The organism is Pseudomonas sp. ACM7 (assembly GCF_004136015.1).
In the GTDB taxonomy this organism is placed as follows: domain Bacteria; phylum Pseudomonadota; class Gammaproteobacteria; order Pseudomonadales; family Pseudomonadaceae; genus Aquipseudomonas; species Aquipseudomonas frigoris.
Genome location: NZ_CP024866.1, coordinates 5,496,597 through 5,508,253, shown reverse-complemented (window position 1 = coordinate 5,508,253; position 11,657 = coordinate 5,496,597). Strand labels below are relative to the sequence as shown.

Sequence of the window (11,657 nt, the reverse complement as noted above, 5' to 3'; positions counted from 1 at the left end):
GTGGCCCCACTGCCCCACTGGCCAAACCTTGTAGGTCATGACAGACCTAGAGGTATTTAGTGATTTGCTTGAACGCTTCCAGTGGTGCGCGCTCGCCATTGTTCAACGCCGAGACGGTGTCCTCCAGGCAGTGATCAATGTGATCCTGGATGAACGTTCGCTTGGCCTGACACACCGCTTTTTCCACGGCATGCAGTTGCTGAGCAATGTCGACGCACTCACGACCGTCTTCGATCATGGTGATGATGCTGCGCAGATGACCGTCGGCCCGCTTGAGGCGCTTGATAATCGCCTCATGGGTTCGGTGCGTATGGGGATGATCGTGTTCACTCATGACTTGAGCCTCAGACCCGATAAATACGCCGACATCATATCCCCCCTAGGGGATACATCCAAACGTATTTCAATCATGAAAACGAATCGAAATGCGAACACTCAGGCCAGAAAACCCAGAGAAAAAGAGGCTTTGAACTTGATGACTATGTTGATTGCTTGAGACGAGATGCATGGCCAAGTTAAAAGCACAGGCCATGTTTCGGTGCATTGGCCACAGTTCGCTCCGTTGCGAGTTTGTCCGTCCGGCAGTAGCTCAAAATATTCTATTCAGTCGGCGTGGCGGTCGCGGCAGGTGACTACCTTCATAGGTGCTGCTGCTCTGCCGCGCTGGGCGGTGCAAAGTTACCTCCATCGCCAATATGTCACTGCTAAACCCATCACACACGATGGACTAATCTCAGACATCTGGACCGCCACATCACCCACGGAAAGTGATAAACCGTACGCTGTGGAGTTCTTATCGTTACTTAAGGAGACCACAGCAGCAATCCCTGACGTTGAGCTGATCGCCTAAGCAGGTATATGTGGCGGCCCCATAAACGTAAAGCACCAGTGAGGACTTACATGCAAAGTAAAAGACATTGGGAAAATGTTTACACCGAGAAGGCATCTGACGTTGTTAGCTGGTACCAGGAGCATGCCGACATGTCGCTGGCGTTAATTCGCCAGACGGCGATTGAGTCTTGATGCGGTGCTTATCGATGTCGGTGGCGGTGCTTCGACCCTGATCGATGACCTCCTCAAGGCCGGGTACCGGAACTTGACTGTGCTAGATATTTCCGTCTCCGGGCTGGACGTCACACGCAATCGACTTGGTGAACATGCAGCCTCGGTGCACTGGCTGGAAGCTGATGTTACTACAGCGATTTTTCCTAAGCATAAGTATGACTTGTGGCATGACCGCGCCGTTTTTCACTTCTTGACCGAATCGGGAGATCGCGCGCGCTACCTGCATGCGCTGGACCGAGCGCTCAAACCAGGAGGCTTCGTAGTCGTTGGCACATTTGCCGAAGAGGGTCCGGATCGGTGCAGCGGCCTTCCGGCCCAGCGTTACAATGTTGACCACCTAGCCGCGGAATTTGGCGCCCAGTTTGAGATGCTCGGCCATGCGAGTGAAGAGCACCACACTCCGAGCGGAGCTGTTCAGAAATTTCTATATTGCTACTTCCGCAAGCGAGCACAAGAGGACTTAGGAAAGCTCAAAGCGTACCAACGCGACTGACACCCCTAGTGACATCCAGCACCGAATGACTAGCAGTATCAACCACGGCCTAACGGCTGGCTTTACGTTCAGCCAGGTAAGCGATGACCGCGTCTTGCTCGCCAGCAAATCCGATACGACCGGCTTTGCTTCTCGCGCTGGTGGGCGTACATCGGGTCGTAGTACTCGCGCAGCAGACCTTCGATCCACCCACGGTGCATCTCCACCCGCTGCGCTGCTGCACATCAAGAGCGGAATGCATCATCGCCTGTAACCATTGATGGCGCTGACCGCCCAAGCGCTTGTTGATCTTGTCCAGACTTTGCAACAAACGCCCGGCGAACAGGCTGAAACCGCTCTCTTCCCCGTGGAGCGTGACGAACTCGGCGCAGAGATTCACCACATAATCGCGCAAGATACGCTCGACGCGGTTGTCGAAGCGGTCCTCCAGCCACACCAACGGGTAGCGCTGGCATACCGTGGTGCAACTCCAGCGGCACATTGCAGGTGCCGACAAGGCGGCTTTCGTCTTCCACTACGAATTGTTTGATACCCGCCGCACGCCTCTTGAATATGTCTAGGGCCACGAGGTTCTCAAAATCAATCTGCGCTGGCTGGTCGGTGACGCGCTTGCCGAAGCTAGAGCCTCGGTGGTTGGCATGACTTTCCAGATCCAGAGCATTGGGCAATTGCGCAAGTACATCAGTCTTGCCAGTGCCGGTCATGCCACCGACGACGAACTCACACTGCTCAACTGCCGACTCAATGGTCTCCAGCAGGAAGGTACGCATGGCCTTGTAGCCACCGATCACCCGTGGGTATTTGATACCGGCTTCCTTGAGCCACTGCTGGACGATCTGTGAGCGCAACCCGCCCCGAAAACAGTGCAGGCCCAGCAACTCCATTCGAGCACTGCTCACCACTATCTTGGTCACGGCCTCCTGTTTATCAGGCGCTGCCGAGTCCACAGCAGCGAAAAGTACAGGAGAGAACGATATGTCCCACCCTTCGGCATTGTCCTATGAAGTACTCGTTACTGACGGGGTAACTAGGGCTAGCGATAAACGCCTACCCAATGGTGATCGCATCGTTTCATCGCCGATCACCTCAACCCTGATCTTCGGGAAAACCGACGCTGTGCTGATCGATCCGCCAATGAGCCGTGAGCAAACGCAAAAGGTCAGCGACTGGGTTGCGCAATCCGGTAAGCACTTGAAATACATCTACGTGACCCACGGACATGGCGATCACTGGTTCGGCACTGAACAGATCCTCGAGCGGTTCCCAGGGGCCACTGTATATGCCACCGAAGGCACGATCCGGCTCATGCACCAGCAGGCCACTATCGGACGCGAAAAGGTATATGACGTGACCGTGTTTGGCGAATGCGTGAGCGTCAACACGAAGACCACGCAACGGCACCTGGACTCAGACGTTGACCAGAAAAGAACCGTTCCATGTCTCAGTCGAATCAACAAAAACGGCCGTTTTCTGCCCTTCATGACTGACTGCTTTGGGTTACTGCCCGTCACGACAGGCAGCAATCGGCCGATTCTGTTGAAAAAGTCGGCCATGGTTTCTACGGCAGAAAAGTACGCGTTTGAGATTGAAAATCTTTAATTTGAGCAGAGGATTCCGCGCTCAGATTTCGCGTAGCAACGCGCAAAAAAGGCGTTTTCTGCGGTCAGTATGCAGGCAGTCTGGATGGACCGACTTTTTCAACACAATCGACCAGAAGCGGACATTCGCCTGCCGCTTTGATGTCCTGCTCCGGACTTTACTGGAGTTCCCTATATGGACTATCACTCAATTAGTTCGCTTCGCTGACTGAGCTTGGTTACAGTTGCGGGCAAAACTTAATCGTCATATTTATGAGGTTATATGCAAGCTGGAGACATAGTTGCCACAACAGGAAATCGCTTTATTCAGGTCTATAGGATAAGCAATGCAGGTGAATGCCAATATATAAAACAACACAAAGCATCCTAATTAAAAGCTGATTAAATATTATTTTTATTTCCAACTTACCATTCGTCGTCACTCGAAAAAAAATTCAAACTTTTCAAAAGCGGGTGACTCTCAATAATACAGCCATAAAGGCTGCATATACATTTTCTGATTGATTGTTGATTGTTGATAGGAGATAGCAATGAACTATGAAGATCGCGATACCTATGGCATGTACAAAACCAACCTCCTACGAGATTCCGGCTCCGAGGAACAGGGGCCTGGGCCTGGGCCCGACCTGATGGGTGCAGACACGCTCATTGGAAATGATGTTTATAACCATAATGAAGAGGACTTGGGAGATATTAAGGAAATCATGCTGGATGTTCGCAGCGGTAGAGTGAGTTATGCCGTTCTATCCTTTGGTGGCTTTCTTGGCATGGGAGAAAAACTGTTTGCGGTACCTTGGAATGCATTGTCACTCGATACACTCAATAAGCGCTTCGTACTCAATATAGAGAAAGAGCGCTTGGAAAATGCACCAGGCTTTGACAAGGACAGTTGGCCTAATATGGCCGACAAGTCTTGGGCAACAGAAATCCATTCTTTCTATGGAACTAAACCCTTCGATTACGATACTGTCCAGAGACAAAGTATCGACAGGAGCTAACCGTCCCTATCCAAAACGAAGAGTGATGCGCGCCGAGCAAAACAACGACATGCTTAGGCTGGCGTTGGGGGTGCCAAACCCTAAGGCGCGCATTGCGGTGACAAATGGCTGTGTCGGCGGCAGCAAGGGTTAGGGTGGATTCTGCTGACCGCCGCCGAATCCAAGGCTCGGTCCCAGCCAGCGCCAGTTCAAAAAACGCACCACTGGCGTGCTCGCGCCTTGCGCCGTAGATGTTCGATACCGGTCTGTTCGATCCGATCATTCGCAAATTCATCAAGCTGATCAACGGCGACCCGATGAAGGCCGTGGTTTTTGCCGCGCTGCTGGCAGGTCTAGTATTCCTGGATGGTGACGTTCAATGACCTACATGATTACCGTCACCGCGATGCTGCCGCTGTTCAAGCGCCTGCGACTCGCCGTTATCACTCACCTGTGTGGTGATACTTGCGGCGAGCGTGACCAATCTGTTGCCGTGAGGCGGTCCACTGGCCCGTGCCGCAGCGTCCTTGCAGGTTGATACCTCCGAGCTGTTTGTCCCGCTGATTCCGGTCATGGTGGTGGGCTTCCTGGGGGTTATGGCGCTGGCTTACTTCATCGGTATTCTTGAGCGTCAACGCTTGGGCACGCTGCGCTTATCGGTGGGCGCTGCCGCCACCGTGTTTGACGATGAGGCTGACGACGAAGGTCTGCCATCCATGTCAGATGAAAGTGCCGAACTGCGTCGTCCAAAGCTGTTCTGGTTAAACCCCTGTCTGACGGTGGGCTTGATGGCTGGTCTGGTAACAGAGGTGTTGCCACTCTCCATTTTGTTCATGGTCGCATTCTCCGATCAACTAACTGCACATGCAGGATCAACGTTGCCGAATTTCTGCCCACGCGCCGACGGCCTTGAATCAGATCGCGATCTTCCTCGCGGCCAGCATCCTGGCAGGCATCCTGTCCGGAACCGGCATGGTCAATGCGATGCCAGCAAGCTTCCTGCCAATGCTGCCAGAGACCTGGGGCCCATACATGGCTCCGATCACTGCGTTGGCGAGTATTCCGGACACCTTCTTCATGTCCAATGACGCCTTCTACTATGGTGTCCTGCCAATTCTTGCCAAAGCTGCAGCGGCCTATGGCATCTCCGCTGCAGAAATCGGACGAGCGTCATTGGTGGGCCAACCTGTCCACTTGCTCAGCCCTCTTGTGGCCTCTGCCTACTTGCTTTGTGGCCTGGCCGGCGTGGAGTTCAGCGGCCATCAGAAATACACTATGAAATGGGCGTTCGCGTTGAGCTTGAGGCTATGGCTATGGCTATGGCTAAGGGCAATGCTAGCAATCGAAGCGCCGGGCTGGGCACACTCTTGAATGACCTGAGCCTTGAAGGACTTGGAATAGGAACGGCGTGTTGGCTGCATGAAATACCCGCTTAAAAGGCTAGAACTGGTGCCCACTTAAATTTAAGTGCACACCATGTCTTGGCTTTGCGGGGCTTGGAAGGTGACTTGGCCGGACGGATACGCTTTACGCGAGAGTGGTGAGGTTTTGGGAAAAGCTTCCGTGAGGTAGCACGTGCGCTTGACCAGGATTCTCAAGGTGACCTCTGCGGCACCGTCAGAGACAAAGTCAGCTCAAACCTTTTTCGCGCTGTCAGGACTGGTGAAGGTTAGTCGACAGCCCCCATGTAGGCACTACCGCACCAACACTCTCAACGATCAGTACACCGAGCTGAAAATGCGGTCAGCAAAGGGAAAAATCCTTAACTGGACGACATTGCAGATGAACATACCCGGGCCCTACCAGCTTTCTTCGCTTCATAGAGTTGCTTGTCCGCAGCCTCTATCAACGTGTGAAATTCATGGTCGTCAGTGGGCGTCAATGTGGCGACGCCTAGAGAAAGAGTTACCACACGAGCTACATCAGATGCAGAATGCTCGATACCCAGCGCCCGAATATGCTCTTGCATTTTTTCTGCCAGTTGGACCGCTCCGCAAAGATCTGTATTGGGTAGGATGCAGGCAAACTCTTCGCCACCATACCGAGCGACCAGGTCGTAGGGGCGTCTAACCGTTTCAGACAATGCTTGGGCAACAGATTTCAAGCAGCCATCCCCAGCCTGGTGCCCATATTGGTCGTTGTAGCGTTTGAAAAAGTCAACATCCACCATGATGAGCGACAGCGGCTTTTGCTCTCGAAAGCACTGGCGCCAATCCGCCAATATGTCCTCATTGAATTTGCGTCGATTAGCCACTCCAGTAAGGCCATCCATTAATGCCATGGAACGCAGTAGATCGTTCTGTAGTTTCAGAGTCAGGTGTGTTCGCACACGGGCTCTGACAATGATTGGGTTGATGGGTTTGCTGATGAAGTCCACCGCGCCAAGTTCCAGACCTAGTACCTCATCCGACTCCTGCTGCTGTGCGGTAATGAAAATGATGGGGATGTCCTGGGTCGCAGGGTCAGCCTTGAGTCGACGGCATACTTCATGCCCGTCCACGCCCTCCATAACCACGTCCAACAGAATCAGATCGGGTGATTGGGTCTGGCATACCGTGATCGCCTGCTCACCGCTGGTGGCCATGAACACATCACAGTCCTCACGAAACAACTCATGGAGTACCCGGATATTAATCGTTTGGTCGTCAACAATGAGGAGTTTTGGGCGGTTATGGGGATGTGGTAACCAGGTTTCCATCGATTGTTCCATCAGGCAGATCTCAAAAGGTCACGACCAATCGGCATCGCAGCGGAAAAGTCTAGTGACTGCACCATGACAACCAGTTCGTCGAACTGTGGGCGCAGGGATGGCGGCGTTTTTGACGCCAATGCGTCTGCCAGCTCTATGGCTTGAAGGTTACCCGCGTCCAGCAATAGCAAAATCTCTTCAAGGGATTCTCGCCATTGCGTGAGCGACATCAATTCGGAGTCAACACAGACCTTTGCGCTCGGGCTCTGACCAAAGTCGACATTCATCTGCTCAAGGCTTTGTTGCAGTAATCTGCTCAATTCGTCAAACCATGTTGCGTCAGCAAAGAGGCTCGCTACAGACTCTGCATCGCCGTGTTTTAGTGTGTGCTCCAGGTCGCCGGCCAGTAGCGACACCGCCTTGGCACCCATGGTCCCGCTGCTGCCTTTAATGGAATGGAGCACGAAAGCGGCCCCCGATGCGTCTTGCCGCTGGATCTGATCGTGCAACCGGACAAGCTGTTTTTCTAGCTCCGGGCCAAAGTTACGCAGTACGTTGCGGATCAACTCGAGGTCACCGCCAAAACGATCAATGATCGATGCACGAGACTCGATGACGCCTTCTCCTATCTTGGCTTCCCTCAAGGCTAGAGATGCCTGGCTATCCTCGCGGCCCACCTGAAACAGCAGCGTTGCGACAAGTTGTTCCAGATCTATAGGCTTGCCGACATGCTCGTTCATCCCCCCAGCAAGACAGGCCTCACGGTCGGTATTGGAGGCATTGGCGGTCATCGCCACAATCGGCAGCGCTGCAAAGCGTGGATTCGATCGAATGCGACGGGTCGCCTCCAAGCCATCAATATCCGGCATCTGAATATCCATCAACACGGCGTCGAAGGGCACCTTCTCAGCCATCACCCTGCTCACACCTTCCAGCCCACCTTCAGCCAGCATCACCTGAGCGCCTTCCCCTGTCAGTAACTCATCGGCAACCTGCCGATTAAGCATGTTGTCTTCCACCACCAATAGCCGCAGCCCAGCCAGACGCTGCGGCCTGCCAACAGTTGACTTGGACGGGAGGGGCTGCGCAAGGCCTTTGCCGTTGAGTGCTCGCTGAACAGCGTCGGCTAACTGCTTAGGCGTGACAGGCTTGGTGAGAAACCCCACGAAGGGAGCGTCTCCCATCTCGCTTGCGTCGGCCAACACTTCACGGCCGTAAGCGGTAATCATAATGATCATTGGAGGAGGTACGCCGTTGCCCTGCTGATGGATCAATTGCGCAGCGCTCAGCCCATCCATATCGGACATCCGCCAGTCCATCAGTACCACGTCGTAGGCTTCGCCTCTCGCCTGGGCGTTTTTCACCCATTCCACAGCTAGCGTGCCACCACTCACGTGGTCGGCCTGCCACCCTAATGCATGAACGGTTCGCAACAGCAATTCACCCGCCATGGCGTTGTCGTCGACGACCAGTATCCGTATGGACACATCGACTCCAGGGCTGTCAGATCTCAGCAGCGAACTGGGCGCTACATCCAGGGTGATATCGAACCAGAAGCGGCTTCCCATACCCCGCTGGCTCTCCACCTGAAGTTCACCGCCCATCAAGCTGACCAACCGCTTACAGATTACCAAGCCCAGACCGGTGCCGCCAAAGCGGCGGGTGGTTGAAGCCTCGGCCTGAGTGAATCCTTCAAAAATGCGCTGAAGTTGCTCCGGGCTGATACCGATACCGGTATCAGAAACGGCGATGCGCAAGCTCACAGAGTTTTCCGTGCGCATCAGTTGCTCGACGCTGACCACGATCTGGCCTTCCAGGGTGAACTTGAGGGCGTTACCCGCCAGGTTGATCAGCACCTGTTGCAGCCGCAGGCTATCGCCGATCAGGTCGTTGGGTAGATTGGAGTCCAAGTCGAACATGACCTCGACTTCTTTCTCACCTTGGTTGCCGGCCAGCACTACGGAGAGGTCACGCATGAGCGGTTCGAGTTCGAACGGGTGCACGTCGAGTTGCAGCTTGCCGGCCTCAATCTTGGAGTAATCAAGGATGTCATTGAGCAAGCCCAGCAGGGATTTCGCAGCAGACTGTGCTTTGGTCACATAGTCGAGTTGACGACCATTCAGGTCAGTGTTCTGCACTAACTGCAACATGCCCAGCACGGCGTTCATCGGCGTGCGTATTTCATGGCTCATGTTGGCCAAGAAGGCAGACTTGGCCGCACTCGCGGTATCGGCCTGTTCCTTGGCGTAGAGCAGGTGTGACTCCAGCTCGCGTTGGGAGGTGATGTCCCGATTGATACCCGTCACACGCAGCGCCGCACCGCTCGGACTGCGTTCGACCTGCGCACCTGCCTGTATGAAGCGGATCTGGCCGTCCGGGCGGACGACACGGAAAATGGTGTCGTACACACCACTCCCCTCGACGGCGGCACTCAGCTTTTCAGCCGCTGACACCGCATCGTCGGGGTGAACTCGCGAATACCAGTGCTGATAACTCAGTCCATTATTGCGCAACGTCAGTGGCTGACCGTAGAACTCGAACATGCGGTCATTCCACTGCAAGGCATTGTCCGCCAACGTCCAGGACCAGACGCCCAGTTCGGCTACTTCAGCAGCCATCAGCAACTGATCATGAATCGCCATCAGTTCACTACGTTGTTTCTGTGTCGTCTCCAGGCTCGCCGCCAGCTCCCTTTCCGCCGCTTTACGTTCTGTGATGTCCACCGCGATGCCCAGGTAGCCGCTCAATTTCCCGTCGCCATCACGCATGGAGGTGACCACCAGCGTGACAGGAAACCGCGAGCCGTCCTTACGTATGTAAGTCCACTCCCGGGTTTCTGCACCTTCAAGCTCAGGTTTATGGGTCAACACACGGAAACCGTCGATGGCCTGAGCGTACTCCTCGCTCAGTTCAACGCCGCGAGCAGCGACTTCCTCTGGTACATGGATCGATTCAGGTGTGTGCTGACCCAGCAACTCATCGGCGTCATAACCCAACAAATGCTCGGCACCTTTGTTGAACACACGGATAACGCCATCGAGATCCGTCGCAATGATCGAAACCTCGGTGGCCGAGCGCAGCACAGTGCCCAACAACAGATTGAGATGCCGCAACTCGGAAGTTCGTTGCGCAACCTGTTCCTCCAGGTTGGAATTGAGTTCGAGAATTCGGGCCTCTGCTGCTTTTTTTGCCGAGATATCCCTTAACGTCTTGGAGGCGCCAATGACGCGACCACCCTCGCCATAAATCGGTGAAATGCTGGCGGAGACATCGATCAGCCGGCTATCTTTGCGACGGCGTTGAGTATCAAAGCTGGCGATACGCTCCCCGGCCCTTATGCGCGCAAGGATATGATCTTCCTCAGCGACACGCTCCTCAGGAACAACCAGACTGACCAGTGTCTGGCCCACAGCCTCCTCGGCGGTATAGCCAAAAAGGTGCTCGGCCCCTTTGTTCCAGTTGGTGACGATGCCATCGAGTGTTTTTCCGATAATGCCGTCGGCCGAACTTTCGACGATGGCAGCCAGTCTTGCCTGCTCGGCGAATATCTGCCGCCGGCGTTGACGGCTGACACTCACGACACTAGCCAGCGTAGCCAGAAGTAGAGTAAGCAAACCACCCATCAACAGGACGACCTTTGGTGAAACCTGATGCAGGCGCTGGATGAACAACGGGTGCGCGCTGAGTTCAACTTGCCATTGCCTCCCGTATACCTCGCGCTCCACCTGGTGGGTCATCAGCGTTTCATGGCTAGTCGAGTCGTCCGTGCTTTCATAAAACAGCTTCTCTCGCCCTGGGACGGTGATATCCCTCAGCCGCAGATGCACCGCCTCATTTTCTATGCGCAGGCCCCTCAGTACCTGCTCTGTCCGCAACACGACATAGCTCCAGCCAAACGCTGCGGCCTCTCGCTCAACAGCGGTCGCCGGTGTCTCTGCGCCGCGAAAGATGGGCATCAACACCAGGAAAGACTGCTGCGGTTTCCCTGTGTCCTGCACTAGAGTGATGGGCCCGGTAATCCGTACCCTACCGCTTTGTATCGAGGATTGGGCAGCCTCTCGCCGTGCGGTTTCCGACGCAATGTCCAAACCAATTGCAGCCTGGTTTCCCTCAGCTGGTGCGACATACTGGATAACGTAACGCTCGCCTGAATGGGGTGAGAGTTGACGAATGGAGAAATCGGCTTTGCCATCGGCCCGAGCGTATTTGAGAAACTCGCGTTCATCGCGCTCCGGTACTCGCCTGATAAAGCCCAAAGCACTTGCGCCGGGGAACTCGGCAGCGAGGTCGCGCGTTTGGTGATATTGGTCAAAAACTTCGCGGCTGATGCCATGCTCACCCGCTGTCAGCACCGCGCCACGAGCGCCACGCAATCCGTATTGGTAAAGACCGAGGCGAGTTAAAACCAACTCCGCGGCTTCCTCGGTGGCGGCGGCGATCGCTTCTTGAGCCTGCTGCTCGTTGATGCGTTCGAGGATCCAGCCACCCAGAATGCTTACCCCTAACCCCACCACCAGAGTGATGGTTACGCCCCAGCTCAATGCAAAAAACTTATGTTTTCTCACCCGCATTGTCCCATTACAGAAGACCTTCAAGCCTTCAATATTAAAATTAGAACCCTGTTGAGAGCGTCTGCAACTTAGTTCGTATGCATCACATTAACCCTGAACCCCGTGGATAAAAATGTGCATATTTGAGCCAAGGGAATAGGACGGAAATATAGATAAACGTCTTGTCGCACATTCCTTTGGCCCTCGCAAATCCCTTGTATCTAATAACAAAAAATCCTCGCCCGGCTTTTCGGCGGTGAGATGTCCTGTTGGTGTCCCCGAATG

Annotated in this window: 9 protein-coding genes and 1 pseudogene; 5 read left to right on the top strand and 5 right to left on the bottom strand. The window is 54.4% G+C overall.

The window, feature by feature from the left end:
• Positions 1-46: 46 nt before the first annotated feature.
• Positions 47-334 (bottom strand): metal-sensing transcriptional repressor, encoded by a 288-nt coding sequence (locus CUN63_RS26265; RefSeq protein WP_129443739.1) that lies wholly within the window; start codon positions 332-334, stop codon positions 47-49.
• A 678-nt stretch (positions 335-1,012) separates the two neighbouring features.
• On the opposite strand from CUN63_RS26265, the gene CUN63_RS26260 reads away from it, so the two are divergent.
• Positions 1,013-1,558 carry a class I SAM-dependent methyltransferase gene (locus tag CUN63_RS26260; RefSeq protein WP_256657598.1) on the top strand — a complete coding sequence of 182 codons (546 nt, stop codon included), beginning with the start codon at positions 1,013-1,015 and terminating at the stop codon, positions 1,556-1,558.
• Positions 1,559-1,607: 49 nt separating this feature from the next.
• Here the strand turns inward: CUN63_RS26260 and mnmH are convergent.
• Positions 1,608-2,427, bottom strand: a pseudogene (mnmH, locus tag CUN63_RS26255) (tRNA 2-selenouridine(34) synthase MnmH); the annotation flags it as partial.
• A gap of 106 nt (positions 2,428-2,533) precedes the next feature.
• Here mnmH and CUN63_RS32420 point away from each other — a divergent pair.
• From CUN63_RS32420 to CUN63_RS32810, 4 genes are all read left to right on the top strand, one after another.
• Positions 2,534-3,157: an MBL fold metallo-hydrolase gene (locus CUN63_RS32420; RefSeq protein ID WP_256657597.1), complete on the top strand. Its 624-nt coding sequence runs from the start codon at positions 2,534-2,536 to the stop codon at positions 3,155-3,157.
• 529 nt (positions 3,158-3,686) lie between these two features.
• Positions 3,687-4,154 (top strand): PRC-barrel domain-containing protein, encoded by a 468-nt coding sequence (locus CUN63_RS26240; RefSeq protein WP_129443738.1) that lies wholly within the window; start codon positions 3,687-3,689, stop codon positions 4,152-4,154.
• 230 nt (positions 4,155-4,384) lie between these two features.
• Positions 4,385-4,516: a hypothetical protein gene (locus CUN63_RS32415; RefSeq protein WP_256657596.1), complete on the top strand. Its 132-nt coding sequence runs from the start codon at positions 4,385-4,387 to the stop codon at positions 4,514-4,516.
• Between the two features lie 144 nt (positions 4,517-4,660).
• Positions 4,661-5,221, top strand: a complete 561-nt coding sequence (locus CUN63_RS32810) for a hypothetical protein (RefSeq protein WP_178082651.1) — start codon at positions 4,661-4,663, stop codon at positions 5,219-5,221.
• A gap of 174 nt (positions 5,222-5,395) precedes the next feature.
• Here the strand turns inward: CUN63_RS32810 and CUN63_RS26230 are convergent, their stop codons facing one another.
• From CUN63_RS26230 to CUN63_RS26215, 3 genes are all read right to left on the bottom strand, one after another.
• The gene (locus CUN63_RS26230) at positions 5,396-5,554 is read right to left on the bottom strand and encodes a transposase (RefSeq protein WP_256657595.1); all 159 of its coding nucleotides are present in this window, start codon (positions 5,552-5,554) and stop codon (positions 5,396-5,398) included.
• Between the two features lie 341 nt (positions 5,555-5,895).
• Entirely contained in the window at positions 5,896-6,843 is a 948-nt protein-coding gene (locus tag CUN63_RS26220) for a diguanylate cyclase (RefSeq protein ID WP_129443736.1), read from the bottom strand.
• Positions 6,843-11,393 (bottom strand): PAS domain S-box protein, encoded by a 4,551-nt coding sequence (locus tag CUN63_RS26215; protein ID WP_129443735.1) that lies wholly within the window; start codon positions 11,391-11,393, stop codon positions 6,843-6,845. The genes CUN63_RS26220 and CUN63_RS26215 overlap by 1 nt, the downstream gene beginning before the upstream one ends.
• Positions 11,394-11,657 lie beyond the last annotated feature (264 nt).